The sequence below is a fragment of the Microbacterium sp. 22179 genome, assembly GCF_052045715.1.
Taxonomy (GTDB): Bacteria; Actinomycetota; Actinomycetes; order Actinomycetales; family Microbacteriaceae; genus Microbacterium; species Microbacterium galbinum.
In genome coordinates, this window is record NZ_JBQEPJ010000004.1 from 303,777 (window position 1) to 328,930 (window position 25,154).

At 68.7% G+C, this 25,154-nt stretch carries 23 protein-coding genes; 13 read left to right on the top strand and 10 right to left on the bottom strand.

Features of this window, described 5'->3' with window-relative positions; genetic code table 11:
• Positions 1-7: 7 nt before the first annotated feature.
• Positions 8-574, bottom strand: a complete 567-nt coding sequence (locus ACTJKK_RS11395; RefSeq protein WP_247633206.1) for a MarR family winged helix-turn-helix transcriptional regulator — start codon at positions 572-574, stop codon at positions 8-10.
• Positions 574-816: a hypothetical protein gene (locus ACTJKK_RS11400; protein ID WP_247633205.1), complete on the bottom strand. Its 243-nt coding sequence runs from the start codon at positions 814-816 to the stop codon at positions 574-576. Before ACTJKK_RS11400 ends, ACTJKK_RS11395 begins: the two co-directional genes overlap by 1 nt.
• 128 nt (positions 817-944) lie before the next feature.
• On the opposite strand from ACTJKK_RS11400, the gene ACTJKK_RS11405 reads away from it, so the two are divergent.
• The 3 genes from ACTJKK_RS11405 (at position 945) to ACTJKK_RS11415 (ending at position 2,103) form a co-directional block, all read left to right on the top strand.
• Complete coding sequence (locus tag ACTJKK_RS11405) at positions 945-1,385, top strand: MarR family winged helix-turn-helix transcriptional regulator (protein WP_247634008.1); 441 nt, start codon at positions 945-947, stop codon at positions 1,383-1,385.
• A 105-nt stretch (positions 1,386-1,490) separates the two neighbouring features.
• The gene (locus tag ACTJKK_RS11410) at positions 1,491-1,820 is read left to right on the top strand and encodes a DUF7882 family protein (RefSeq protein WP_247623797.1); all 330 of its coding nucleotides are present in this window, start codon (positions 1,491-1,493) and stop codon (positions 1,818-1,820) included.
• Between the two features lies 1 nt (position 1,821).
• Positions 1,822-2,103, top strand: coding sequence for a hypothetical protein (locus ACTJKK_RS11415; RefSeq protein WP_440748075.1), 282 nt, complete (start codon positions 1,822-1,824; stop codon positions 2,101-2,103).
• A gap of 74 nt (positions 2,104-2,177) precedes the next feature.
• On the opposite strand, the gene ACTJKK_RS11420 is transcribed toward ACTJKK_RS11415, so the two are convergent.
• From ACTJKK_RS11420 to ACTJKK_RS11440, 5 genes are all read right to left on the bottom strand, one after another.
• Entirely contained in the window at positions 2,178-7,658 is a 5,481-nt protein-coding gene (locus tag ACTJKK_RS11420) for a GH92 family glycosyl hydrolase (protein WP_440748076.1), read from the bottom strand.
• A 222-nt stretch (positions 7,659-7,880) separates the two neighbouring features.
• On the bottom strand, positions 7,881-8,633 hold the full coding sequence (locus ACTJKK_RS11425) for an SDR family NAD(P)-dependent oxidoreductase (protein ID WP_440748077.1): 753 nt from the start codon (positions 8,631-8,633) through the stop codon (positions 7,881-7,883).
• Between the two features lie 340 nt (positions 8,634-8,973).
• Complete coding sequence (locus tag ACTJKK_RS11430) at positions 8,974-9,297, bottom strand: hypothetical protein (RefSeq protein WP_440748078.1); 324 nt, start codon at positions 9,295-9,297, stop codon at positions 8,974-8,976.
• Positions 9,294-9,881: an Asp23/Gls24 family envelope stress response protein gene (locus tag ACTJKK_RS11435; RefSeq protein WP_247623791.1), complete on the bottom strand. Its 588-nt coding sequence runs from the start codon at positions 9,879-9,881 to the stop codon at positions 9,294-9,296. Before ACTJKK_RS11435 ends, ACTJKK_RS11430 begins: the two co-directional genes overlap by 4 nt.
• The gene (locus ACTJKK_RS11440) at positions 9,878-10,450 is read right to left on the bottom strand and encodes an RNA polymerase sigma factor (RefSeq protein WP_440748079.1); all 573 of its coding nucleotides are present in this window, start codon (positions 10,448-10,450) and stop codon (positions 9,878-9,880) included. The genes ACTJKK_RS11435 and ACTJKK_RS11440 overlap by 4 nt, the downstream gene beginning before the upstream one ends.
• 139 nt (positions 10,451-10,589) lie before the next feature.
• On the opposite strand from ACTJKK_RS11440, the gene ACTJKK_RS11445 reads away from it, so the two are divergent.
• From ACTJKK_RS11445 to ACTJKK_RS11490, 10 genes are all read left to right on the top strand, one after another.
• Positions 10,590-11,117: an Asp23/Gls24 family envelope stress response protein gene (locus ACTJKK_RS11445; RefSeq protein ID WP_440748080.1), complete on the top strand. Its 528-nt coding sequence runs from the start codon at positions 10,590-10,592 to the stop codon at positions 11,115-11,117.
• Positions 11,114-11,302 (top strand): DUF2273 domain-containing protein, encoded by a 189-nt coding sequence (locus ACTJKK_RS11450; protein WP_247633199.1) that lies wholly within the window; start codon positions 11,114-11,116, stop codon positions 11,300-11,302. Before ACTJKK_RS11445 ends, ACTJKK_RS11450 begins: the two co-directional genes overlap by 4 nt.
• Positions 11,302-11,697 carry a hypothetical protein gene (locus ACTJKK_RS11455; protein WP_247623787.1) on the top strand — a complete coding sequence of 132 codons (396 nt, stop codon included), beginning with the start codon at positions 11,302-11,304 and terminating at the stop codon, positions 11,695-11,697. The genes ACTJKK_RS11450 and ACTJKK_RS11455 overlap by 1 nt, the downstream gene beginning before the upstream one ends.
• A complete protein-coding gene (locus ACTJKK_RS11460; RefSeq protein WP_440748081.1) occupies positions 11,694-12,275 on the top strand; it encodes a DUF6286 domain-containing protein in 582 nt (193 codons plus the stop codon). Before ACTJKK_RS11455 ends, ACTJKK_RS11460 begins: the two co-directional genes overlap by 4 nt.
• Positions 12,272-12,886, top strand: a complete 615-nt coding sequence (locus ACTJKK_RS11465; protein ID WP_247623785.1) for a hypothetical protein — start codon at positions 12,272-12,274, stop codon at positions 12,884-12,886. Before ACTJKK_RS11460 ends, ACTJKK_RS11465 begins: the two co-directional genes overlap by 4 nt.
• A 116-nt stretch (positions 12,887-13,002) precedes the next feature.
• Positions 13,003-13,176 carry a CsbD family protein gene (locus ACTJKK_RS11470; protein WP_247623784.1) on the top strand — a complete coding sequence of 58 codons (174 nt, stop codon included), beginning with the start codon at positions 13,003-13,005 and terminating at the stop codon, positions 13,174-13,176.
• 146 nt (positions 13,177-13,322) lie between these two features.
• The gene (locus tag ACTJKK_RS11475; RefSeq protein WP_440748082.1) at positions 13,323-14,939 is read left to right on the top strand and encodes a DHA2 family efflux MFS transporter permease subunit; all 1,617 of its coding nucleotides are present in this window, start codon (positions 13,323-13,325) and stop codon (positions 14,937-14,939) included.
• Between the two features lie 109 nt (positions 14,940-15,048).
• A complete protein-coding gene (locus ACTJKK_RS11480) occupies positions 15,049-15,633 on the top strand; it encodes a 2'-5' RNA ligase family protein (RefSeq protein ID WP_440748083.1) in 585 nt (194 codons plus the stop codon).
• Between the two features lie 226 nt (positions 15,634-15,859).
• Positions 15,860-17,164 (top strand): ABC transporter substrate-binding protein, encoded by a 1,305-nt coding sequence (locus ACTJKK_RS11485; RefSeq protein ID WP_440748084.1) that lies wholly within the window; start codon positions 15,860-15,862, stop codon positions 17,162-17,164.
• Positions 17,165-17,319: 155 nt separating this feature from the next.
• Positions 17,320-21,891 carry a galactose-binding domain-containing protein gene (locus tag ACTJKK_RS11490; RefSeq protein WP_440748085.1) on the top strand — a complete coding sequence of 1,524 codons (4,572 nt, stop codon included), beginning with the start codon at positions 17,320-17,322 and terminating at the stop codon, positions 21,889-21,891.
• 227 nt (positions 21,892-22,118) lie between these two features.
• On the opposite strand, the gene ACTJKK_RS11495 is transcribed toward ACTJKK_RS11490, so the two are convergent.
• Genes ACTJKK_RS11495 through ACTJKK_RS11505 form a run of 3 tightly spaced genes read right to left on the bottom strand, consistent with a single transcriptional unit; the run spans position 22,119 to position 25,067 of the window.
• Entirely contained in the window at positions 22,119-23,207 is a 1,089-nt protein-coding gene (locus tag ACTJKK_RS11495) for a glycoside hydrolase family 130 protein (protein WP_440748086.1), read from the bottom strand.
• Between the two features lie 34 nt (positions 23,208-23,241).
• On the bottom strand, positions 23,242-24,129 hold the full coding sequence (locus ACTJKK_RS11500) for a carbohydrate ABC transporter permease (protein ID WP_440748087.1): 888 nt from the start codon (positions 24,127-24,129) through the stop codon (positions 23,242-23,244).
• Positions 24,126-25,067 carry a carbohydrate ABC transporter permease gene (locus ACTJKK_RS11505; protein WP_247623778.1) on the bottom strand — a complete coding sequence of 314 codons (942 nt, stop codon included), beginning with the start codon at positions 25,065-25,067 and terminating at the stop codon, positions 24,126-24,128. The genes ACTJKK_RS11500 and ACTJKK_RS11505 overlap by 4 nt, the downstream gene beginning before the upstream one ends.
• Positions 25,068-25,154: the final 87 nt, after the last annotated feature.

Below are 25,154 nucleotides of genomic sequence, written 5' to 3' on the forward strand. Positions count from 1 at the left end.
GGGCGGGCTAGTCGCCCGCCCCTCCCTCGCCCTGCGCTTCCTCGTGGTCGCGGATCACGTCGCGCAGTTCCTGATCGAGATCGGATGCCTCTTCGATCGCCGAGGTCATCCCGGCGAGGAAGCGGGTGACCACCGCGCGCTCCTTGTCGGACATCTCGTCGACGAGCGACAGCATCCGCCGGTGCATCGCACCGAGGGTGTGGCGCACCTCCTCGTCACTGCTGACGGTGGGGACGACGATGCCCGCACGCCGGTCGGTCGGGTGCGCCTCGCGGCGGACGTGCCCGCCCTTCTCGAGGCGGTCGATGAGGGTCGTGGTGGATGCCGTCGAGATGTCGAGCATGCGGGCGATGTCGATCGAGCGCACGATGCGTCCGGCGCGCTGCTCGCGCAGCAGGAAGCGCAGCGCGACGAGATCGGTCTCGTTCATGCGCATGGACGAGCGCGTGCGGGCACGCATAGCGGTCTCGGCCGAGCGGTAGCGGCGCAGCAGGTTGAGTACATCGACCGTGCTGGCGGACTCGGCATCCGGGTACCAGTAGCCCGAGCGCGTGAATTCCTCGGAACTCTCCATCACGCCACCCCTTCGTTCTCGGCGCTCACGCTCTGCGACTCGCGCTCGAGCATCTCGATCGTGCCGTCCTCGACTTCGGCGGGAACGATCTGCAGCACGCCACCGGTGATCGCGTCGTGCTCGGCGGCCGCGACCTGCTCCAGCCGCCACACCGGCACGGCGGGAAAGCGCTCGCGCAGGCGCTCGACCATGTCGGAATACAGGATGTATCCCGCTTCGTCGAGAGTGAATCGCTCAGCCATGGCATCCTTTCCGGCAGGCGGTATTCCATCTTCTCACCAGAAAGACGCCCTGATCGCCATTGAAAACCGCTAGGCCACCTTGTTACGTGAGCGTCTTGTAGCATGGAGGGGTCAGGGGGTGACACTTGGTGAATGAAACGACGACGATCACATCCGATCTCGTGCACTGCGTCGACGAGCTCCGTCGCGTCGACGCGCAGTTCGCGCGGCGACTCGCTGCGGTGCGCGCTCCGAACGACACCGACCGGGTCGCCATGCGCTTCATCGCGGATGCCCCGGCCGACGCGCCGGCGACGCCCGGTGATCTCGCGGCGCACCTGAGCGTGAGCACCGCGGCCATCACGAGCGTGATCCGCCGCCTGCAGGAGCGCGGTCAGATCGTGGTCGCCCCGCACCCGGCCGATGCCCGGTCGAAGGTGCTGCGCCCCTCGCTGCGCGACATCAACTCGCCCGTCGACGACCTCACGCGCCGCGTCGAGACGATCGGCGAGGAGTTCACCCCCGAGCAGACCGCCGTGATCACCCGTTTCCTCCGTCGGCTCACCGAGGAGATCGACGACCTTCCGTAGGTTCACGTCGACCGTTATATCGGTCGATGTCTCGTTACGCTTTGAAAGTAACTAGGTAACCTAGTAATGTAAATCTCACGCAGTCTCGACTACGAGGAGAGCAGCATGGGACACCTGACGTACGGAAACACCAACGCCCCGATCGACGTGGATGACGCCCTGCTCGTTCACCTCCGCGCCGTCACCGTCACGAAGCTCCGGCGCAACGAGTCGTTCGCCCTCACCGTTCCGACCTTCGACGGCACGGTTCAGACACTCTGGATCCACGCCTCCATCCCCCTCCGGTTCTCGTTCGACGGAGACCCGCAGCTGCATCGTCCGCTGCTCGCGAAGATGATGGAGGCCGCGAACTCCGCGAACGGTCTCGACCTTTCGCGTGAGGAGTACGCCTCGTCGCTCGAGCAGGCCCGCGAACTCCAGACTGTGAGCGCCTGACATGCCCCATCGAGATCGCAAGGCGTCGCGCGCGTCACTCGCGAAACCACGTCGCCGGTTCACTGTTGCTCTGCCTGCTCGAGGCCTCTGGGTCGAGGTCGAGCGGGGATTCCACGTCGGCAACGAGCGCGGGGTGTTCCTCGGCTCGGTGAAGGCCGCCGACCCCGAACCCGGTTATCACGCTTTCGGGCCGACCTCCGAGCACATCGGGTGGTTCGACCAGCTCGAAGCGGCGAAGGTCGCCGTGATCGCGGCCACCGGAGTGGGATCGCTGGCCCGCTGACGGCTGGGCGAGACGAAGGGTCCGGACACGGAAGAGGGGGCCGCGGGTGAATCCGCGGCCCCCTCTTCGTTCACTCAGACCTGCGCGTTGCGGCGGCGGATCATCAGACCCGCGCCGGCGAGCAGGGCCAGGACGCCGAGCATCCACAGCAGCGAAGCTTCGCCGCCCGTCGCGGGCAGCGTGCCGTCACCGGCATCCGTCCCGTCTCCGGGGGCGACGACCCCGCCGTCACCCGGCGTGCCGGGGGCACCCGTGCCGGGGTCGGTCGGATCGGCAGGCGGCATCACCGTGACCGCGCTCTGCGCGACCGCTGTCGTGCCGTAGTCGTCGGTCACCGTGTAGACGAGCGCATACGCGCCCGCCGATGGCCCGACCATGCGCGCCGCGCCGGCCGCCTGCACCAGCTCGACCTCGATCCGGTCGGTCAGATCGACACCGTTCGCGTCCTTCGCCGAGACCCCGGCGAGCTCGTCGAACTCCTCGCCCTCGACGACGGTGCGGGTCGGCGGGACACCGCCGAACGTCGGCTCGACCGCGGTCACGGTCACCGTCCGCTCGACGACCGTCTCGTTGCCGGCCAGGTCGGTCACCCGGTAGGTGAGCGTGTAGACACCGGGCGTGGTGGTGTCGACCGTGCCCTCGACCGTGATCGCCGAGGTGACGTCGCCGTCGATCTCGTCGGTCGCCGAGACTCCGGCGAGCGGCTCGAACGGCTGTCCCTGCGCCACCTCGGACTCGGCGGGAAGGCCCGCGAACTCCGGACCCTTCTCGTCGTTCGCCGTGCGGGTGAGCGTCACCTCGTCGATCACCTTGCGATCCATCGTCTGGTAGGTCGTGAGGGTGATCGCCTCGGGCGTCACGTCGACGTCGGTGTACTGCGGCTGGTTCGACTGGTCCTTGATGGCCGCCTCGGGAGACGACGCGTCGAGACCGTAGAACTTGCTGCCGCTCGAGGAGTTGCCGGTCACGTACAGCACCTGCCCCTCCTCGGCCGCGAGCGTCACACCCGACTTCTCCTGCGCCTCCAGGTCTCCGGCCGGCGTCGTGCCGTCCATGAGGTAGCTGCGCGTGTAGATGTGGTCGTGACCCGCGAGCACCAGGTCGATGCCCAATTCGCTGAACACCGGTGCGAGGGCCGCACGGCGCTCCTTCACGTCCTGCTCCACGGAGTGGAACGCGGCCGAGTACAGCGAATGGTGCATGACGACGACGATCCAGTTGGCGTCGGCGCCCTGCTCCTCGACGACCTCGCGCAGGAAGGCCGCGTGGTCCTCCTCGTTGGTGCTGCGGGCGTTGGTGTTGATGTTGAGGTAGAGCACGCCGTTGTAGGTGTACCAGTAGTCGCCTCCGGCTCGCCCGTCGATGCCCTCGTACCCGTGGGTCTCGGAGCGGTTCGGGGTGAAGAAGTGCGAGTTGAACTGGTCGGACTGGTTGTCGTGGTTTCCGATCGTCGCCTGGAAGGGCACCTGCTTGAGCAGCTCGGGGGCGATCAGCGAGGCGTACTCGTCTTCGGAACGGTGCGTCTCGATCTGGTCACCACCGCTCACGATCATCGAGGCATCCTTCTCGAACTGGTCGATCTGACCGAGCGATGCGGCCCAGCGGTCGCGGTCGTTCTGCCAGCTGCCCGACGCACCGATCTGCGCGTCCGTCAGGTAGACGAAGCTGTACGTCTCGTCGAACGTGCCGGTCCACAGCTCGTACGAGCGCGACCATCCCATCTCGTCGTTGCCGACCCGGTACAGGTACGAGGTCTCCTCGGCCAGTCCGTCGATGACGACCTGGTTCGAGTAGCGCCCGTCGCGGGCCTGCGCAGTGGTGGCGTCGAGCGTGCGCGCCTCGGCGACCGGGAACCCGGCGCCGGTGCGTGCGGATGCCGGTGCCACCTGCACCTGCGCCGCGATCCGACGGTCGGTGTAGAACGTCAGGTTGCGCTGCGTCTCGTCGGATCCCACGTGCAGGAGCACGTCGGAGATCGCGGCGGGAGCGCCCTGGGCGGCGATGGTGAGCGAGGTCAGCTGCATGAACACGTCGGAGCTCGTCGCGTTGGTGTTGTGCACCTGCACCGCGATCGTGTTCGTGCCCGCCTGCAGAGCGGATGCCGGAACCGTGAATGCACCCGTCAGCGGCGCCGACCCGTTGTCACCGGCGTAGACCATGTTGCTCGGGCCGTTGCCGATGCGCGCATCCGCGAAGCCGCCGACGAGCTGCCCGTTGACGTACACGCGTGCCGCGTCGTCGTAGGCCAGTTCACCGTTCAGCTGAGTGATCTGCGCGAGGTCGGCCTCGTCGATCTCGAACGTCGTGCGGAAGAAGAACGCCTCCGTATTGGTGGTGCCCGTCTTGTACTGGGTGACGAGGGTGCTCGGCGTGTAGCCGCCGCCCAGGTCGCCGATCACGCCGTTCTTCGCGCCGAAGCTGCCGGTGCCGGTCTTCCACGACGTGTCGTCGTAGTCGGCGGCGGTCCAGCCGGTGTGGGTCGCCAGGCCAGCGGCGGGGTCGTCGGCCGTGTCGTGGAAGCGCCAGACGGTGTCGGCGTTCGTGACCGCGGTGCCGTCGATGTCGATCGGCGCCTGCACGGTCGGCTCGGTCGGCTCCTGCGCATCGGGGCGCGTCGGCAGCGTCGGCTCACCCGGTTCGGTCGCATCGAGCGGGCGCAGTGCGACGTCGAAGACGTGCATGATGCCCTTCGACACGTCGTTCGGCAGGGTGACGCTCTTGACCGTCTTCTTCGTGTCGAGCGGAACGACCGCCGTCGCGAAGAGGGTCGGCTTGGCGGTGTCGGAGCCACCGGCGAGCGTGTTGCGCTTCGTGAGCGGCACCAGGCGGATGTTCCCGGGCTCGGCGCCTGTGTTCGTCCAGTCGGTGAGGCGCACGTCGACCTTCTTCGTCGAGCCGTCGGTGTAGGTCACCAGGGCGGTGCCGCGCGAGGGTCCGTTGGTCGCGAGACCGAGGAAGGAGATCCCGGATGCCGCGACGTCGCCGAAGTCGAGGACCTGGCCGTTCGGGATCCAGTGGTCGACCTCGCCGGCCACCGTGTCGGGCCACGTGAACTCGACACCGGTGTCACCGAGGGGGAGCTTCGCCCCACCGGTGACGCCCGCCGCCGCGAGGTCTTCACGCGAGAGGCCGATGCCACCGGCATCCAGTCCTCCCATGTTGACCGCACCGTCGGAGGTGATGCCGATCGAGTTGCGGTTGTCGCTGCCGTCGCGGAACGACGGGGGCACGTCGCCCTCGCCGGTGCCCCACGTCGAGGCCGTCGCGCCCATCGTGAAGTCGAGGGTTCCGCCCGAGCGGGCGAAGTCGGCGGGCAGCCACGACGCGGTCTGAGCCTGGCCGTTCACCGACAGGCCCGTCGTGTAGCGACGGTCGTCGCCGGCGCCGGGAGCGTCGATCGAGATGGTGCGGTCGGAGCCGATCGAGGTGATCTCGATGTGCTCGAACATCGGAGCCGAGACCAGCAGGTCGGCGGTGCCCCAGATCGCGGGCATCAGCCCGATGTTGGCCCACACGTACCAGGCGCTGAACGAGCCGAGGTCGTCGTTGCCGGCCAGGCCGTCGGGAGCCGTGGTGAACAGCTCGTCGGCCGCGCGGTACAGCGTCTCGGTCGTCTTGTGCGGAGCCTGCAGCCAGTTGTAGACCCACGGAAGGCCGAAGCTGGGCTGGTTGGCGATGTACGCGGCGTCGCTGAAGGCGCCCGCGTCGAGATCGCGCAGGATGCGGTCGAGCTGCTCGGTGGCCTCGTCCTTGCCGCCGCGCAGGTCGATGAGGTCGGCCATGTTGTGCGACACGTTGAAGCCGTACTGGTACCCGGTCGACTGCTCGAACTGCGCGCCCTGCGTGGTGAGCGAGGTGTTCAGGAAGCCGTTGCGGTTGCGGGCGTCGATGTGCCCGGTGGCCGTGTTGAAGATGTTCTTCCAGTTCTGCGAGCGGGTCGAGAACTGCTCGTACGCGGCCCCGTTGCCGAGGCGCTTCGCCATCTGCGCGATCGCGAAGTCGTTGGTCGTGTACTCGATCGTGCGCGAGGTCGCGGCGCCCTGCTTGTCTCCGTCGATCCATCCGTGGATGCCGTACATCACGGCATCCGATCGTCCGGTGTTCGTCATCGGCAGCGTCTGCGTCGCGAGCATGCTCTCGAGAGCCTTCGCGCGGTCGTAGTCGGTCGAGCCGAAGTCATCCGTCGCCGCGACGATGTTCTGCAACGAGTCGCCGCTCATCTTCGTCTGGATCTGGTTGTAGGTCGGCCAGCTCGTCCACTTGCCCGACTGCGAGACCATGTCGACGATCGACTGGTTGATGTCGCTCGCGCGCTCCGGGTAGAGCAGGGCCACCAGCTGCGACTGGCCGCGGTAGGTGTCCCAGCCCGAGAAGTTCACGTAGAAGTCGCGGCCCTCCTCGACGCTGTGGATCGTTCCGTCGTATCCGGTGTAGCGACCGTCGACGTCCTGGAACGTGTTCGGGTGCAGCAGCGAGTGGTACAGCGAGGTGTAGAAGGTGATGCGGTCGCGGTCGGTCCCGCCGGTCGCATCGATCGATCCGAGTCCCTCTTCCCAGGTCGCGCGCGCCTGAGCGCGGGTCTGGTCGAAGTCGAGGGCGTCGGTCTCGGCCTGCGCGTTCGCGCGGGCGCCGTCGACCGAGACGTAGCTCAGGCCGATCTTCGCCGTGACGTCCGCGCCGTCCGCGAAGGTCAGGTAGGCGCCGGCGCCGTGCTTGGTGGCGGCGGATGCTTCGGTGCCGCCGGCCTGCACGCCCGCCGTTGTCCACGTGCCGAACGACTCGACCGGCTGGTCGAAGGTCGCCGAGAAGTAGGCGGTGTACTGCGAGCCGCCGTTGCAGACGATGTTGGCCTTGACCGAGCCGGTGAGCTCACCGGTCGCGGGGTCGAAGGCGATGTCGGAGGCGTGCACCTGGTTGTTCGATCCGCCCGCCTCGAAGAGCAGCGTCGAGGTCGCGGCCGTCTCGTCGAACGAGTAGCGGCTGACCGCGGTGCGGGTGGTGCTGGTGAGCTCGGCCTGCACGTTCTCGAGGCCGACCGAGTAGTAACCGGGCTCGGCGGTCTCGTCGTCGTGCGAGAAGTCGAGGAAGTACTCGCCGATCGCGCTCGCCGGGTTGGTCGGCAGAGCGCCGTCGGTCAGGGCTCCCGTGAAGGGGATGACGGGGAAGTCGAAGCCACCGAAGTTCGACCGGCATCCCGTGCCCGAGAGGCGGGTCATGCCGAAGCCACGGATCTGGTCGGCGTCGTACTCGTAGCCGCCGAACTGCTGGCCGTTGCCGGTCTCGAACGTGGTGGGGCTGTACTGCACCATGCCGAACGGCACGGTCGCGCCGGGGAAGGTGTTGCCGTAGTGGTCGTTGCCGCGAGTGTTGTTGGCGTCGTTCATCTGGGTGCCGATGAACGGGTCGACGGCCTCGAACGGGGTGAGCGTCGAGACCTCTTCGGCATAGGCGGCGGGCGTCACGAGGACGGACGACGCTGTGAGGGCGGTGATGACTCCGGCGGCGAGGGCCGCGCGGCGTCTTCTCATGTGTCGGCCGGGGGATGCCGAACGCATGGGGGGCATGCGATTACCTCCATGTGGTGGGTGGATGCGCTGCCCGCATTCTGACAACGCTGTCAGGAACACTATGGAGGTTTGTGGACGCGATGTCCAACAACAGGTGAACGAAAGATGTCGGCCCTTCGTCTCGTCGCTGCGCTCCTCGCTCAGGAACCGGGTGTCTTCCGGTTCCTGAGCGAGCGAAGCGAGACGAAGGGCCCGCCCCGCGGCATCCGCTTACTGGGCGGTGTAACCGCCGTCGACGAGGTGGTAGCTGCCGGTGACGAAGCTCGCCGCGTCGCTGGCGAGGAAGGCGATGAGGTTCGCGACCTCGTCGGCCTGGCCGAGGCGGCCGATCGGGTGCTTGCTCACGAGGTGCGCCTTCGCCTCTTCGCCCATGGTCGCCAGCAGCGGGGTGTCGATGAAGCCGGGGCCGACCGAGTTCACGCGCACGCCCTGCGCCGAGTACTCGAGAGCGGCCGACTTCGTCATGCCGACGACCGCGTGCTTCGCGGCGACGTAGGCGGGGGAGTTGGCGAAGCCGACGCTGCCGAGGATCGACGCGACGTTGACGACCGAACCGCCGCCGTTGGCGAGGATCGCGGGCAGCTGCGCCTTCATGTTGCGGAAGACGGCGTTGAGGTTGATCGAGATGACCTTGTCCCAGGCCTCGTCGGAGTACTCGGCGGTGGGGGCGGATGCTCCGCCGATACCCGCGTTGTTCACGCCGATACGCAGCGGGGCGAGGGAGTTCGCGAGCTCGACCGAGGAGGCGATCCAGGCCGGGTCGGTCGCATCGCCGACGGATGCCTCGGCGACGCCGCCCGCGGCACGGATCTCTTCGACGACCGCGTTCGCGTGCTCGGCGTTCAGGTCGTTGACGACGACCGCGGCGCCGTTCTTCGCGAGGAGGAGGGCGGTGGCCTTGCCGATTCCGCTGCCTGCTCCCGTGACGATCGCCGAGCGGTCCGAAACGTCGTACTGAGCCATGGGTGGGCTTCTTCCCGGGCGGGCACTGCTTCCGGGAGATCTTCTCGGACGGTCCGTCCTTCTCTCCAGCCTACGCCCGTTCCGAGTGGGTGGATTCGCGTGAATGGAGTTTTCGGGTGGTGTTCGGCATCCGTTCGGGAGGAGTTCTCACGGATGGGAGGAGGAATCTCCCGCATCCGTCCTCCCGACGCGGAGATCTCCTCCCGAACGGGTGCGGGGCGGGGCGCTTCGACAGGCTCAGCGACCCGGCTTCGGCTCAGCGACCCGGCTTCGGCTCAGCGAACCGGCCTCGGTACTGGGTCCCTGAGGTTGTCGAAGGGCCCCGCGACGAGAGACCCCGTCAGCGGATGCGGGCGATCTGCAGCTGGATGCGGGCGGTGTCGGGGGTGTGCGCGAGGAGCGTGTCGGCGACGCGGCGCGCGGTGGCGACGCTGCTGTCGTCGGTCGAGGTGGCGATGCGCGTCGAGACGACCGAGGTGCCATCGGGTTCGGTCGAGACCAGGATGTCGGCCACCGGGCCGTCGGCGTCCTTCGCGGATGCCGCCGCGACGACCTCCGGCAGGCGGGCGAGCAACGGGCGCGCCGTGAAGATGTTCGTGACGCCGGGAACGGTGCGCACGTGGCGGGCGAGGTCGACGGGTTCGTCGGGCGTGGTGGTGCTCATGACACATCCTTGATGTCGGTGTGGATGTCTTCGACGGAGATGTTGACGGCGACGACGTTCAGATCGGTGTGCTTCGCGAGGGCGGCGTACGCGACCTCGCGGAGCTCGTCGGTCAGGTGCTGGATCGACGTGCCGAAGCGGACGGATGCCGTCAGGTTGATCTCGACGGGAGCGCCGAGCGTCTCGGCGTCGCCGACGATCTCGGTGCGGCTGATGAAGACGCCGTCGATCGCGTCTCCGCTGTCACGCAGGAGCGCGCGCACTGCCCCCTCGGTGACCGTGATCTGCACACGCGGATCGGGGTGGCTGATGGGCAGGCTGCGGCCGGCGCGCAGCTCCTCCTGGATGGAGGTGAAGATGCGCTCGAACCAGGACTCCGGAGGCGCGGGCAGCTCGGCGGCATCCGCATCGATGAGGTCGCGCGACAGGCGACCCACGCGTTCGAGCGCCTCGAGCGCGTTGAGGCAGTCCGGGCAGCTCTCGATGTGCGGGTCGCGCGGCGTGCGGTCGCGGTCGAGGTAGTCCGAGAGCTGATCGATGGTCGTGCCGCAGTCGAGCGCGTCATCGTGATCGTGCGCGGTCATCGCCAGCCTCCCATCTGGATCGTGATGCTCGAACGGGCACGGGAGAGGAGTCCTCTGACCGTGCTGGGTGAGGTTTCCATTTCCTCTGCAATCTCGGTGTAGCTGAGCTCTGCGACCTGGCGCAGCAGCCAGCACCGTCGTTGATCTTCGGGCAGCGTATCGAGAGCTTTCGACAGGGCCGCGAGCTGGGCGTTGCGGATCGCGATCTGCTCGGGTTGGGTGCTCTCGGTATGAGGGGCATCGTAGCCGGTGAGCGTGGCATCCGTGGGGCGTCTGCGGATGAAGGCGAAGGCCTCGCGGCTGGCGATGCGCATGAGCCAGGACTTCACGGCATCCGGATCCCGCAGCGAGTCGAGCTGGCGCCAGGCCGTGACGAGGGCGTTCTGCACGACGTCGTCGGCCTCGCTCAGAGAGCCGACGATGCGCGACACGTACGCCCGCATCGAGCCCGCATACCGCCGCACGATCTCGCGGAAGGCGGAGGCGTCGCCGTCGACGGAGCGATGCACCAGGACGCGATCCGAGACGACCGTCAGATCGCCGCTGCGCGGATCCGTCGAGCGGGCCATCGGACCTCCACCAGAACTTTCTGAAACTTTTTTGTGACGGATCGCGTGATCCGCGCCTCTTACTTGTGAGCGACGTTATCGCTCCCGATCCGGATCCCCCAGGGGTTGTGATCGGCCGTCGAAAGAGATAGGACACGTCATGGCAACGCAGGATCAGAAGAACACGTCGACCAGCCCCGCCGAGAAGGAGCTGCCCCACACCACCGGCACCCCGACGCCGGCCGCCGTCGCTCCCCGCGTGGACCGTTCCGCCGGGTTCTCGACCTCTCGCATCCCCGCGGATGTCGACGCCGCCGGTACGACCACGATCGCCGAGGGCGTGGTGGCCAAGGTCGCCGGTATCGCCGCTCGTGAGGTTCCCGGTGTGTACGCACTGGGTGGCGGCGGAGCACGCGCGTTCGGCGCGATCCGCGACGTGATCAACGCCACCGACCTCGCACAGGGCGTGAAGGTCGAGGTCGGGGAGACCCAGGCCGCGGCCGACCTGACCATCGTCGTCGAGTACCCCGCACCGATCCAGACCGTCGCGAACAACGTCCGCGCCGCGGTCGCCGGAGCGATCACCCGTCTCGTCGGCCTCGAGGTCGTCGAGGTCAACGTCGAGGTCAACGACGTGCACGTGCCCGGTGACGACAACCACGAGAACGAGGAGTCGCGCGTCTCATGAGCCCCACCACCACCGGCGCCCTGATCGGCGCACTTCTCGCCCTCGCCGCCCTGCTCTTCGGCTTCTGGGGATTCCTCCTCATGGCCGTCTTCGCAGGGATCGGAGCGATCGTCGGACGCATCGCTTCCGGCAAGCTCGACGTCCGCGGTCTCGCCGACGTCATCACGGGGCGGCGAACCTCCTGATGCGCGTCGACCAGAACGTCATCGCCGGTGGCCGCCCCGCGGGGCAGGCCACCGGCGGGGAGTCCGTCCCGGGCCGCGTCGAGGTGAAGGAACGCGTCTATCGCACGGTCGCGGAACAGGCATCCGCATCGGTGATCGGCGTCTCCCGCAGTGACGTGAAGGCCGACGTCGTCGCGCGAGGTGCAGGGTTCGCCCTGCGCATCTCGTCACCGCTTCCCGTGCCCGATCTCGACGACACCGCCGCGATCGCCCAGACCACCCCGGTGCTCGACCGGGCCCGCGAGCTGCAGGAGCACCTGCAGCGGGAGCTGACCGGCCTCTTCGGCCACGAGGTCACCCGCGTCGCCCTCACCATCACCGGCGCCATCATCCCCGAAAGGAGACGAGTGCGATGAGCACTCCCGCACTCCGCCGCGTCGTCCGACGCGAGACCCACTCGCCGCGCACCGTCGCGATGTTCGTCGCGGTCGTCCTCCTCATCCTCGCCCTCGCCTACGTCGCCCTCGAGATCGTGTTGAGCCTCGCCGCTCAGCCCGCGCTCCTCGTCGGCCCGGCGGCGGCCGCGGGGTGGCTGGTCGGCCTGCCCACGCAGCCCGCCGGTCTCGTCATCGCCGGCAGCATCGTGCTCGCGCTCATCGGACTGGTGTTCGTCATCCTGGCGATCACCCCGGGGCGACTGTCGAAGCACACCCTCGATGCGGGCGACCGCGCGGTCGTCGTCGACAACGGCGTGATCGCGAGCGCCCTCGCCCAGCATCTCTCCGAGGAGACCGGGATCGCGCGCGACGCCATCACCGTCGGCGTCGGCCACCGCAGCATCGACGTGACCGTGCGCCCCGGCGCCGGGGTGCCCCTCGAGCAGAGCGAGGTGCTCGCCCTCGCCGAGTCCGAGCTGCAGACGTATCGGCTGACCCGCAGCATCCGCACCCGCGTTCGCATCGAGCGCGCGATCGAGAAGGACGCCGACCTGTGAACGCCACCAACCGTGCGCTGAACCGCACCCTGCTGCTCCTCATCGGCCTGATCTTCCTGGCCCTCGGTGCCGTCGGCATCGCCCTCCTGAGCTGGCCGACCGCGGCCGACGTCTGGACGGATGCCGGCAAGAACGCCGAGACCTGGCTCGATCAGGCGGGCGCCGCGACCGCGATCGCCGGCGGGGCCGCCTCGTGGATCGGTGTCGGAGCCGTCGTCGCGATCGTCGTCGTGATCGCGCTGCTGATCCTCGCCCTCACGAGCGTCTCGGGCCGTCGGTCGAAGACGGCGCTGCGCTCCTCCGGCGCGCAGAACCCGCTCGGACGCGTCACCGTGACGGAGTCGTTCGTGTCGGATGCCGTCAAGAAGTCGCTCGCGGGCCGCGACGAGATCCTCTCGGCGAGCGTGACCGCCAACGACGTGCGCCATGAGCCGGTGCTGCACGTGGCCGTCACCCCGCGACAGAACACGGATCCGCGCGAGCTGGTCGATCACCTCGATCGGCTGCTGACCAACCTCGCCACGCTCACCGGCCGCGAGACCGCCGCCTACGTGTCGATCCACACCAGCCTGCGCGCCCGTCTCGCCCACGATCAGAGGCGGTTGTCGTGACGGCATCCGCCCGCTGACCGGGCTGCACAGACTCGCCGTCGGTCGCGCACCGGCCGACGGGAGGGCGGCGGGGGCAGGACCCCGCCGCCAGAACCACCATCACGAAGGGAAACATCATGGGACTCGACGACAAGATCAAGAACGCCGCAGAGGACATCGCCGGTAAGGCGAAGGAGGCTGCGGGCAAGGTGACCGGCAACGAGAAGCTCGAGGCCGAGGGCAAGGCCGACCAGGCCAAGGCCGATGTGAAGAAGGCCGGCGAGAACGTCAAGGACGCGTTCAAGGGCTGACATGATTCCCAGCCGCGCGCTGGGTGAGACCTGCTGGGGACAGTGGGAGGGGGCGGGGCCATTCGACGGCCCCGCCCCTGTTTTCGTGTGCGCGATGAGCGCACCGAGACTGTTGCAGATCGAGAATGCTAGCTAAGCTAGAGATCATGGAAAAGCACGAGAGGCTGCGGTGGGTCGGCCTGGTCTTCATCAGCATCGCGGTGTCGTTGATCATCGTCGACTCGACGATCGTGAACGTCGCGATCCCGGCCATCGTCGACGACCTCGGCATCACCTCCACCGAGGTGCAGTGGGTGCAGGAGTCCTACACCCTCGTCTTCGCCGCCCTGCTGCTGGTGTTCGGCAGTCTCGCCGACCGGTTCGGGCGACGGCGGATGCTGCTCATCGGCGTCGTGGTCTTCGCGGGGTCGTCGGTGCTGGCGTCGCTCGCCTCGGACGGCGGTGCGCTGATCCTCGCCCGACTCGCCCAGGGGGTCGGTGGGGCGATGATCCTGCCGACCACGCTGTCGATCATCAACGCCACCTTCCGCGGCCGTGAACGCGGGATCGCCTTCGCGGTGTGGGGGTCGACCATCGGAGGTATGGCCGCCGTCGGGCCGCTGCTCGGCGGATGGCTGACGACCGCGTTCTCGTGGCGGTGGGCCTTCGGCATCAACATCCCGCTCGGCGTGCTGATCATCATCGGCGTCGCACTCACCGTCGCCGAGACGCGCAGCGACCGCACCGAGCGCATCGACGGGGTGGGGGCCCTGCTCTCGGTCGTCACGATGGGCAGCCTCGTCTTCGGTCTGATCGAGGGGCGCACCTACGGTTGGTGGGGCGTCGAGCAGCGGCCCGAGATCGGCGACTGGACCTGGCCCTTCGACATCTCGCCCATCCCGTTCGCGTTCGCGCTGGCGCTGGTCGGGCTCGTCGCCTTCATCGCCTGGGGCGTTCATCGTGAGCGCGCGGGTCGCTCGACCCTCCTCGCCCTGCGGCTCTTCTCGATCACTTCGTTCCGCAACGGCAACATCGCCGCCGCGGTCGTCTCGCTCGGCGAGTTCGGGATCATCCTCGCCCTGCCGCTGTGGCTGCAGTTCGTGCTCGGCTTCGACGCGCTGCAGACGGGTCTTCTGCTGCTCTCGCTCGCCGGCGGTTCGTTCCTCGCGAGCGGCATCGCGGGGGCGACGAGCGGTCGGATCGCGCCGGTATGGATCGTTCGCATCGGACTCCTCGCCGAGATCGTCGGTGTCGCCGGCGTCGGCCTCGCGATCGGTCCGGATGCCTCGTGGGTTCCGCTCATCCCTCTCCTGTTCGTCTACGGGGTCGGTGTCGGGCTCGCGACCGCCCAGCTCACCGGCGTCGTGCTGGCCGATGTGCCGGTGGCTGACAGCGGCGCCGCCTCCGGCACGCAGTCGACCTCGCGACAGCTCGGGGCGGCGCTCGGAGTGGCGATCCTCGGAACCGTGCTCTTCACCAGCACGGCCGGCATCCTCGCCGCTTCCCTCGACGACCAGGGAGTGCCGTCGGTGCAGCGCGATCAGGTGGTCTCGTCGGTGGTCGACAGCGCGGGCGCGGCGATCAGCGGACTGGCGGCGAACCCCGAAACGGCGGATGCCGCGGATGCCGCGCGCGAGGCCTTCTCGGACGGCACGCGCTATGCGGCGTGGACCGCCGCAGGCTTCCTCGCCCTCGGTCTCCTCGCGACGGTGTCGCTCGGGGGTGCGGCGGCGCGCCCGTCGGAGCGCGAGGAGAGCGGACGCGAGGCCGAGGACCCCCGATAGGTTCCGGTCCCCCGATAGGCTCCGGTCCCCCGGCGCGGCGTCCCCCCCGGTGCGACGGCGCGCCGCACCGGGAGCGACCTCGAGTCTCGATGCTGATTAGCGTCGTCGTATGCATCGACCGTTCATGAAGACGCCCGAGCAGCTCGAGTCCCTGGAAGGGCAGCAGTATCTCGTGCTGCGTCCGACGGGGGAGTTGGCGGATCGCTACAGCGCGGAACAGACCGACGCTCTGGCGCTGAGTCGACTCCCGCATCCGCACACCGGCCACGTGACGCTGCGGGGCTTCTACGAACCGGAGCGTCGTGCAGAGCTGAGCGCACTCGTACACGCGTGGGCGATCGAGCAGGACCCCATCGAGATCACCGGCGAAGCCATCGACGCCTTTCCGGAACCCTGGCAGATCCTCATCCTCCGCCTGGCTCGCACCGACTCCCTCCTCTCCGCCTATGCGACCCTGACCGAGAGGCTCGATGCGACGGACTTCCGGCGGCTCGGCGAACTGCCCCTCGACGAGTGGACGTTCCACATGTCCGTCGTCTACGGCGCGACGCTGTCGGGCCCGGAGTGGAAGGCGCTCGAGTCTGCGCGAGTCTCGGAGTTCGCGCGCCCCGTGCGCGAGACGGCCACCCAGGTCGAGCTGGTCTCGTACTCGAACGGCGTGGAACACGCCGAGGTGATCCCGCTCGGGCGCTGAGGACGGGTCCGGGGGTGGGAGCCTACCCCTCGGTTTAGTTATGTTTAGTGCCTGGCCGACATCGGCAATGTCTTTTTCGCGCGATTATTCGCTCCTTCTGTGTGCGCAGAGCACACTCTTGACGCACGCTTACAAAACCGGTTTACTTGGGTCGAGCGATCCTCCGCGATCGCCCCACCACAGCAGGTAGCCGACCCGAGGCGACCGAACGAAGGAGTTTCTCGCAATGAAGCGTTATGCAGGTGTTCTCGCCCTCGCCGCCCTCGCGCTGCCCCTCGCGGCATGCGGCTCGTCCGGCGGCGACGCAGCCCCCGACGGCGGGGAGCTGACCTCCGGCCCGATCTCGATCTGGTACTCGACGAACGAGCAGGAGATCGAGTGGGCCGAAGCCGTGGTCGAGGCGTGGAACGCCGACCACCCCGACGAGCAGGTCACCGCCGCGGCCATCCCGTCGGGCAAGTCGTCGGAAGACGCGATCGGTGCCGCCATCACCGCCGGCAACACCCCGTGCCTCGTCTACAACACGGCGCCGGCCGCGGTTCCCGCCTTCCAGAAGCAGGGCGGTCTGGTCAACATCTCGAAGACGTTCGACGACGGCGAGTCCTTCATCACCGAGCGCTCGGGCGATGCGGCCGACGGTTTCCGCTCACCTGACGGCGACCTGTACCAGGTGCCGTGGAAGGCCAACCCCTTCATGCTCTACTACAACAAGGACGTCTTCGCCGCGGCCGGACTCGACCCCGAGAACCCCGAGCTCGCGACCTACGACGACGTGCTCGCCGCCGCCGCAGCCGTGAAGGAGAGCGGCGCCGCCGACTACTCGCTGTACCCGCCGGCATCCGGCGACTACACGAACTCGCTCTTCGACTTCTACCCGTTCTTCCTCGCGAACTCGGGAGGCACCCAGCTCGTGAGCGACGGCGCCGCCGCCTTCACGAGCGAGGAGGGCCTCGAGACGCTCGAGTTCTGGAAGACCATGTACGCCGAGGGGTACTCCTCGGCCGAGGCCTACAGCGGTGACGCCTGGGCCGGTCCCTTCGCCGACGGAGTGTCGGCGATGGGCATCGCCGGCCCCTGGGGCGCCGGAGCGTTCGACGGCAAGGTCGAGTACGGCGTCGTGCCGCTGCCGACCGCCGCGGGCACGGCCGCCGAAGACACCTACACCTTCGGCGACTCGAAGAACGTCGGCCTCTACACGTCCTGCGAGAACAAGCAGACCGCGTGGGACTTCGTGAAGTTCTCGATGGACGCCGAGAACGACCTGGCCCTCCTCGAGACCACGGGGCAGTTCCCGACCCGCACCGATGTCGATGCGATCGCCGCCGACTACCTCGCGACGAACCCCGTGCTGGCGACCTTCGCCGCCTCGGTGCCCCTCACGGTCGACGTGCCGAACGTCGCGGACGCCACCGAGATGTGGCAGACGTTCCGCGACGCCTGGGGCCAGGCCGTGCAGGCGGGAGAGGGTGACCTCGAAGAGACCTTCTCGACCGCCGCGGACAAGATCGACGCCCTGATCGCCCAGGGCTGATCGATCTCGACCGGCTCCCCAGCCGGTCACCACCCCGGAGTGCGCGTGTCATGGCGCGCACCCCGGGACTCTTCGCTCCGCCGTCGTGCCGGAGCCCCGCCGCCGCACCCGCAACGGTGCCCGGCAACGCAGAAACCCGGCAAAGGAGCCCCGCCATGAAGCGCATCGCCGCGTTCATCGCCTTCACCCTCGCTCTCGTCCTCGGATCGTCCGCGCTCGCGGCTCCGGCATCCGCCGCCCCGGAGGACGACGTCGCGACCGTCATCGATCGCCTCGAGGAGTACTACCTCGGGCAGGGCGACGAGATCATCATCGCCAACGGCATCTACCTCGCCCGCACGTCGGAGGCGCTCGACTACGTCGCGTCGCAGAACACCGACGGCTCGTGGTCCGACGTGAACTACGCCGATCGCACCAGCTCGGCGAACGGCAGCGTGTGGTCGGCGTACACCGCGCTCTACCGGATGCTCGCGATGACCCAGGCGTACAAGGACCCGAACGCCGAGGGCTTCGGGGACCCCCGCCTCGTCGACGCGGTCGGTCGGGCGCTGCTGCACTGGGATCGTGTGAACCCGGGCAACACCAACTGGTGGGAGACCGAGATCGGCGAGTCGATCGCGATGGGGCGCATCTCGATGTTCCTCGGCTCGGCGCTGAGCCCCGAAGCATTCGACGTCGCGTTGAAGCACAACACCGGCAAGCTCGACCCGGTCGGTGCGAACGGCGCATGGCGCACCTCGAACTACATCTTCGAGGCGCTGTCGACCCGCGACATCGCGAAGGTCAAGGAGGGGTTCGCGACCATCGTCGCCACGATCGCGGTCGATCACTCCGGCACCGTGCAGGAGGCCGTGCAACCCGACGGCAGCTTCTGGGCGCACGGCGCGCAGCTCTACAGCGAGGGCTACGGCATGGTGCTCTTCACCTACGCCGCCCTGTGGTCGGATGTCGCCCGGGGCACCGGTCTCGCCTTCACGCGCGACCAGCTCGACTCGATCGCGTTCTACTTCATCAGCGGTACGCGCTGGCTGATCCGCGGCGAGATCGGGATGCTCTACCTCAACTACCGTCCGCCGAAGACGGTGAACGACATCACCAGCCACGCCTCCGAGTTCATCGAACCGCTGCAGCGGATGGCGCGGACCGACGCCCTGTACGCCACCGCGTACCAGGCCGTGCTCGATGGCGTGCTCGGCAAGACCGAGACGAACGGCGTCACCGGCAACAAGTACTTCTGGCGCTCCGAGTTCTCCTCGCACCTGCGCGACGGATACGGCATCTTCACGCGCCTCAACTCGTCGCGCACCTTCGGCGCCGAGCTGCGCACCTCGTACCGCGACGAACTCGGCAACCCCGTGTACTGGAACGCGATGGGTTCGACGGCGATCCAGGTGAACAACCGCGAGTACCTCGATCTCGGACCCGCCTTCGACTGGTGGCACTACCCCGGGGTGACCGCTCCGAACGTCAAGCGCACCGAGCGCGGCTTCGAGAACCGCGGCCGCAACGGAGACGGCGGAAGCTTCACCGGCGGCACCTCGAACGGCGAGTTCGGAGCGAGCGTGCTCACCCTCGACACCGCGGGGACCGCGGCGCAGAAGAGCTACTTCTCGTTCGACGAGGGCATGGTGGCGCTCGGCGCCGGCATCGCGTCGACCAGCGACGCGGCCGTGCACACGACCATCAACCAGGCAGCCGCGAAGCCGAACGCGAGCGTGGGCGGCCGGCCCGTGGCCGCCGGCACCGATCAGCAGGGCGTCGGGTCGGCCACGTGGGCGTACAACGACGAGGTCGGGTACGTGTTCGCCGCGGGCCAGGACGTGAAGGTCTCGAACAAGACGCAGTCCGGCAGCTGGGAGGGCGAGGAGGCGATCAGTCGCGATGCGTTCTCGCTGTACGTCGACCACGGGGCGAAGCCCACGGCCGGCACCTACGACTACACGGTCCTGCCCGCCGCCACCCCCGCGGAGGTCGAGGCGTACGCGGCGAAGCCCACGATCCGCACCCTGCGCAACGACACCGCGGTGCAGGCCGTGCGCAGCAGTGACGCGGGAATCACGATGGCCACCTTCTTCGCACCGGGATCCCTCGACCTCGGCGACGGCCGCACCCTGACGGTCGACCAGCCGTCGATCGTGCTGCTCGACGAGCGGGGTGAGACCCCGGTCGTGAGCCTCTCGAACCCCGACCGTGCCGGCCTGTCGGTCGGTGTCACCCTGGCCGGGGGCGGGGCCGAGAAGCATGCGGTGTTCCGACTCGGATCGGGCGAGAACCTCGGCAAGACGGTGACCGCGCCGCTCGTCGACGGTGCCCTCCCGGCATCGTCGCCGTTCGCCGCCAGCAGCACCGCCGACGGCTCGTCCGTCGACGCCCTGGGCGACCGGGACGCCGCGTCGGTGTGGCGCTCGGCCGCCGGGGGGACGCAGTGGGCCTCGGCCGCGCTGCCCCGTGGATCGTGGGTGACGAAGGTCACGATCGACTGGGCGGATGCTCACGCCACCGACTACGTGGTGCAGACCTCGCCGAACGGCGTCGACTGGACCGACCGCGCGAACATCTCGGGCGGCGACGGCGGCGTCGACGAGGTGCCGATAACCCCCACCGCTGCCGAGCACGTCCGTGTGCTCCTCCTCGGCGGAGAGGGTGCGGGCTACGGCATCCGTGAGCTGACCGTGGCGTCGAGCGTGAATCTCGCGATCGACAGTGCCACGCGGGCGTCCGGCTATGCCGGATACAACCTCGTGTTCTCCCTCGCGGACGGTGACCCCGACACGCGCTGGCGGGGCAACAACGCCGACAGCGCCTGGGCGCAGATCGACCTCGGATCCTCGAAGCCGGTCTCCACGGTGCGTTTGTCGTGGGAGGCGGCGTTCGCCAAGACCTACAAGATCCAGCTCTCCGACGACGGAAGGTCGTGGCGCGACGCCTACACGACTCCGTCGGGCGGCAGCGACGGGGGGATCGACGTCGTCACGCTCGACGGGCAGACCGCGCGCTACGTGCGCATGCAGACGCTCACCCGTGCGCTCAACTACGGACCCTCGCTCTGGGAGTTCGAGGTCTTCTCGGACCGCCTGGTCGTCGAGGCGCCGGTCGTGCCCGCCGCCAACGCGAACCTCGCCCTAGGCCGACCGACCACCGTCGACAGCGTGCACCAGAACAACGCCACGATCACCGGGCCCAAGGCCACCGACGGCTCGAAGTCGACCAAATGGTCGTCGGCGCGGGCGGTCGCCGAGCACTGGCTCCAGGTCGATCTCGGGAGTGTGCGCTCGGTCTCGCGCGCCGTGGTGGCGTGGGAGGCCGGTACGTCGAACGACTACCGGATCGAGGGTTCGATCGACGGTGCGACGTGGATGCCGTTGGCCCGTGTCCAGACGGCGCAGCCCACGCTCACCCACACGCACGACTTCGCGCCCGCCGAGGTGCGGTACGTGCGCCTCGCGGGTCTCCCCTCGACGCAGTACGGACTCAACATCTGGGAGTTCGAGCTCTACGGCGGATACACCTTCGAGTGCACGGGACCGGTGACGGCGCCACGCGACTCGACGGCGGTCGTCGCCGCCACCGTGTCGCCCGTGACCCCCGACGACGTCTTCACCGCGATCTCGATGGACGAGTCCGTCGTCACCGTCGCGGGAGACGCGCGGGTGTCGCCCGACGGGCGGGTCGAGGTCGACCTCCAGGCCCGCGAACCCGGACGCACGACGGTCGGCATCCGTCATCAGGGCGGCACGGAGATCGCGTGGTGCGGGGTGACGGTCGACGCCGACATCTCGTGGCTGCAGGCGCAGATCGATGCGGCGAACGCCCTCGACAGCACCGCCTACACCCCCGAGAGCTGGGCGCCGCTGCTCCCGGCGCTCGAGGCGGCGAAGCAGGTGCGCGGCACGCCCGGCGCTCCCCAGGAAGACGCGGATGCCGCGGCCGCTGCTCTCGAGGCGGCGCTCGCCGGCCTCGTGCGGCTCGACGCCGTGTCGAGCGCTCCGCGCGATGTCGTGGCGACGGCCTCACGGGATGTCGTGACCGTGCAGTGGTCGGCTCCCGAGCGTCTCGGCGGATCGCCCGTCACCGCCTACGAGGTCACGGTGGGCGATCACGTGGTGCAGGTGGATGACGGTGCGCTGACGGCATCCGTCGCCGACCTCGCCCCCGGCGACTACAGCGTCACCGTACGTGCGCAGAACGCCGGCGGATGGTCGGAGCCCTCGGCGCCGGTGACCGTCACGGTCGATCCCGACGCCGTGGCGCCCGTGGTGACGGTCGAGGGCTCACCGAAGGTCGGCGGCCGCATCGACGTGACGGGCACCGGCTTCGAGCCGGGCGTCGAGTACGTCATCCAGCTGCGATCGACTCCCGCCGACCTCGGTGTCGTCATCGCGGACGACGACGGGGCGATCGCGTTCCGCGGCGTCGTGCCCGAGGACACCGATCCCGGCGAGCACACGATCGTCGTGATGCAGGCGGATGCCGACATCGCCTCGACCCCGGTGCTCATCCTCGCCGCTGACGAGCCGGGCGTCCCCGGTGGACCGGGCACCCCCGGCACCCCCGGCGGTGGCACTCCCGGAGGGGGAACTCCCGGCGGAGGAGCCGACGGCCCCGGTGGCCTGCCGGCGACGGGCGGCGACCTGACGTGGTTGCCGTGGACGCTCGCCATCGCGTTGCTGTTGCTCGGATCGGGCGCCGTCGCTGTGCGGTTGCGGAGAGGCGCCACGACCGATTGAGTGCGAGTGCGAAGGGGGCCGTCCCACCCGGGGCGGCCCCTTCGTCGTGCTCTAGCGCGCGTGGCGGGTGCTTCGACAGGCTCAGCAACCCACTGAGGGAGCCTGTCGAAGGGTTTCGGTGAGGGTACTGGGTCCCTGAGCCTGTCGAAGGGTCCCGGACGAGGAGCCCGGGCGGGGGACACGACGAAGGCCGCCTCCCGAGGGAGGCGGCCTTCCAGGTCCGGGGCTCAGAGATGCGTGAGTTCGGCCACGCCGATCGACGAGTCGGCCATGCCGTAGAACACGAACGTGCGCTCGCCGATCTTCTCGACCGCGGTCGGGAAGACGACGTTCGCGAGCGTGCCCTGCGTCTCCTCGGCGGTCTCGGGAGCGAGCAGCGGCTCGGGCGAGCGCGCGAGGATCCGCCGCGGGTCGTCGGCGTCGAGCAGGATCGCACCGGCGGAGTACACCGACCCGTGCGCCAGCTCGAAGCCCTTCGGGGTTGCGCCGGAGACGCCGTGGTGCAGCAGCAGCCACCCCTCCGGCACGCGCAGCGGCGAGGGGCCGGCGCCGATCTTCGCACTCTCGTACGCCATCTCGGGCGCGGCGATCATGGCCGAGCCGTGCACGCGGGTGAGGGCGGAGGCATCCGCTCGTGCCGCCTCGACGTCGACGTAACCGATCCAGATCGACGGACGGTCGTCGTCGATCCCGGCCGGCGGGCGCGCACCCTCACCGGGGCGCAGCCAGTCGAGGTCCCACATCGGGCGATGCAGCAGGGCGATGCTCGGGCGGTCGTCGGGCCCGGGGACGAGCTCGGGGAAGAACACGATGTCCTTGTTGGCGAACAGGTTGAGATCGCTCGCGAGCTCGGGCTGGTACGCGAACTGGATCGGTCCGAGCCGTTCCCACGAGACGGTGTCGCGTGAGACCGCGAGAGCGGGTCGCGGGCCGAGCGGGCCGTAGGCGATGTAGGTCATCACGTGCAGGCCGAGGGGCTCGAGGAAGGTGATGCGGGGGTCCTCGACCCCGCCGTTCTGGCGGCCGTGCTCCCACTGCTCGTCGGGGGCGAGCACGACGCCGAGGCGCTCGACACCGACCGGCACGCCGTCCTCGACGATCACCCTCGCGCGCGCGATGCGCGAGACGTTGCCCGCGGCCACGACGCGCGGGAAGAGGTAGAGCTCGCCGTCGGGGCCCCAGGCCGTGCCGGGGTTGAGCACCCCCTCAGCCTCGAGCGGGTCGTGATCGCTCGCCGTCATGATCGTGCCGAGACGGGTCAGTGCGTAGGGGATCCGCGTCGTGAGGTCGGCGGCGGGTGGGGAGGATGGAGTCATGGCGATGCCTTCGGGGTCTTTCGGTGTCGAGTGCTCAGCCCTTGATGGCCGAGCCGAGGTTCGCGGACGTGAAGTGCCGCTGGAACAGGAGGAAGAGCACGACCACCGGCACGGCGAGCACGCAGGCGCCGGCGAGCACGGCGCCCATCGGGTTCTCGAGGAACGAGCCGTTCGTCTGCGAGAAGTTCGCCAGGCTCACCGCCAGGGTCTGCTTCGTCGCGTCCTTCGTGACGAGGAACGGCCACAGGAACTCGTTCCAGGGTCCGATGAAGGTCACGAGCATCGCGGTGAGCACGGCGGGGCGCACGAGCGGGACGGCGATGAAGAGCAGGATGCGCACCTCGCTCGCGCCGTCGATGCGCGCGGCGTCGAACACGTCGCGGGGGATCTGCAGGAAGTACTGGCGGAAGATGAGCACGGCGACCGAGTTGATCGCGAAGGGCAGGATCATGCCGATGAAGTTGTCGGCGAGACCGAAGTAGCGCACGACCATGACGTACAGCGGGATCATGAGCAGCTGGAACGGGATCGCCTGCACGAGCAGCACGAGCGCGAAGACCATCCCTCGACCGCGGAACGAGAGAACCGCGAGCGCATAGCCGACGAGCAGGCCGAACACGAGGGTGCAGCCGACCACGCCGGCCGTGAAGATCAGGGAGTTCAGCAGTGAGCCGAGCAGGTTCACCGACTGGTTGATCGCGACGAAGTTGTCGAAGGTGAGGTTCTGCGGAAGCGGCAGGAGGCCGAACAGGCTGGTGTCGCGTGTGCGCTGGAGGGCGCCGATGACCATGTAATAGAAGGGCACGAGCGCCGCGAGCGCCCCGATGAGCAGCAGCACGAAGCGCAGCACACCGAGCACCCGTCCGCTGCGCGCGGGGCGGGCGGCCTTGTCGGGAGCGATGCGGGTCGTCGACGTGGTCATCGGTTCTTGCCTTCCGTGATGCGGCGCGAGACGAGCGAGACGATCATCACGGCGATGACGAGGATCATGCCGATCGCGGCGGCGATGTCGGGCTTCCCCTGTTGGATGCCCTGCTGGTACATGAGCAGCGCGGGGGTCATCGAGGCGTTGTTGGGCCCTCCGCCGGTGAGCAGGTACGGCTCGGTGAAGATCTGCCCGGTGGTGATGATCGACAGCAGCACGACGAGCGAGGTGACCGGGCGCACGGCGGGAAGCGTCACCGAGCGGAACCGTTGCCAGCGTCCGGCGCCGTCGAGCTGGGCCGCCTCGTGCAGTTCCTTGGGCACGTTCTGGAGTGCAGCGAGGTACAGCAGGATGTAGAACCCGAGGTTCTTCCAGGTGACGTACACGGCGATGAGCGGCATGATCAGCGCCGGGTTGGCGAGCCACGACGGGTCGGGGGCGAGCGAGCCGAGCAGGGAGTTCACGACGCCGTTGCCGTTGAACAGGAAGATCCAGACGGCCAGCGTCGCGACGGATGCCGTCACGTAGGGCACGTAGTACGAGATGCGGAAGAAGCCCTTCCAGTGCACGACGGCGTCGAGCCCGGACGAGAGCAGCAGGCCGAGCACGACGGTGAGGGGCACGTTGATGACGAGGAAGATCAGCAGGTTGCCGAACGCCTGCCGCACGATCGGGTCGGCCAGCACGGTCGCGAAGTTCTCGAACCCGACGAACGGATGCTCGACCGCGACGCCCGGCGCGGTGAAGTAGAAGTCGTGCACCGACATCCAGATCCCGAATCCGAACGGGATGAGGAAGACGACGATGACGAAGAGGATGTACGGAGAGCTCAGCAGGAGTCCGAGGGGATTGTCGCCGAGCCATCGGTGCAGCGCGCCGCCGCGACGACGCGGCGGGTCGGCCTTCGATCTCTGCGCTGGTGCGGCACTGCCCATGGCGATTGTTCCTCACTGATACGACCGTTCCGTCGTCGCATCCGGCCGTGGTCCGGCGATGCGCGACGGTGACAACTCCTTTAGTAA

Bases quoted from the DNA above. Each gene is read 5' to 3' on its own strand.
- ACTJKK_RS11395 (WP_247633206.1), bottom strand. From the start codon at position 574: ATGGAGAGTTCCGAGGAATTCACGCGCTCGGGCTACTGGTACCCGGAT.
- ACTJKK_RS11400 (WP_247633205.1), bottom strand. From the start codon at position 816: ATGGCTGAGCGATTCACTCTCGACGAAGCGGGATACATCCTGTATTCC.
- ACTJKK_RS11410 (WP_247623797.1), top strand. From the start codon at position 1,491: ATGGGACACCTGACGTACGGAAACACCAACGCCCCGATCGACGTGGAT.
- ACTJKK_RS11415 (WP_440748075.1), top strand. From the start codon at position 1,822: ATGCCCCATCGAGATCGCAAGGCGTCGCGCGCGTCACTCGCGAAACCA.
- ACTJKK_RS11420 (WP_440748076.1), bottom strand. From the start codon at position 7,658: ATGCGTTCGGCATCCCCCGGCCGACACATGAGAAGACGCCGCGCGGCC.
- ACTJKK_RS11425 (WP_440748077.1), bottom strand. From the start codon at position 8,633: ATGGCTCAGTACGACGTTTCGGACCGCTCGGCGATCGTCACGGGAGCA.
- ACTJKK_RS11430 (WP_440748078.1), bottom strand. From the start codon at position 9,297: ATGAGCACCACCACGCCCGACGAACCCGTCGACCTCGCCCGCCACGTG.
- ACTJKK_RS11435 (WP_247623791.1), bottom strand. From the start codon at position 9,881: ATGACCGCGCACGATCACGATGACGCGCTCGACTGCGGCACGACCATC.
- ACTJKK_RS11440 (WP_440748079.1), bottom strand. From the start codon at position 10,450: ATGGCCCGCTCGACGGATCCGCGCAGCGGCGATCTGACGGTCGTCTCG.
- ACTJKK_RS11445 (WP_440748080.1), top strand. From the start codon at position 10,590: ATGGCAACGCAGGATCAGAAGAACACGTCGACCAGCCCCGCCGAGAAG.
- ACTJKK_RS11450 (WP_247633199.1), top strand. From the start codon at position 11,114: ATGAGCCCCACCACCACCGGCGCCCTGATCGGCGCACTTCTCGCCCTC.
- ACTJKK_RS11455 (WP_247623787.1), top strand. From the start codon at position 11,302: ATGCGCGTCGACCAGAACGTCATCGCCGGTGGCCGCCCCGCGGGGCAG.
- ACTJKK_RS11460 (WP_440748081.1), top strand. From the start codon at position 11,694: ATGAGCACTCCCGCACTCCGCCGCGTCGTCCGACGCGAGACCCACTCG.
- ACTJKK_RS11470 (WP_247623784.1), top strand. From the start codon at position 13,003: ATGGGACTCGACGACAAGATCAAGAACGCCGCAGAGGACATCGCCGGT.
- ACTJKK_RS11475 (WP_440748082.1), top strand. From the start codon at position 13,323: ATGGAAAAGCACGAGAGGCTGCGGTGGGTCGGCCTGGTCTTCATCAGC.
- ACTJKK_RS11480 (WP_440748083.1), top strand. From the start codon at position 15,049: ATGCATCGACCGTTCATGAAGACGCCCGAGCAGCTCGAGTCCCTGGAA.
- ACTJKK_RS11485 (WP_440748084.1), top strand. From the start codon at position 15,860: ATGAAGCGTTATGCAGGTGTTCTCGCCCTCGCCGCCCTCGCGCTGCCC.
- ACTJKK_RS11490 (WP_440748085.1), top strand. From the start codon at position 17,320: ATGAAGCGCATCGCCGCGTTCATCGCCTTCACCCTCGCTCTCGTCCTC.
- ACTJKK_RS11495 (WP_440748086.1), bottom strand. From the start codon at position 23,207: ATGACTCCATCCTCCCCACCCGCCGCCGACCTCACGACGCGGATCCCC.
- ACTJKK_RS11500 (WP_440748087.1), bottom strand. From the start codon at position 24,129: ATGACCACGTCGACGACCCGCATCGCTCCCGACAAGGCCGCCCGCCCC.
- ACTJKK_RS11505 (WP_247623778.1), bottom strand. From the start codon at position 25,067: ATGGGCAGTGCCGCACCAGCGCAGAGATCGAAGGCCGACCCGCCGCGT.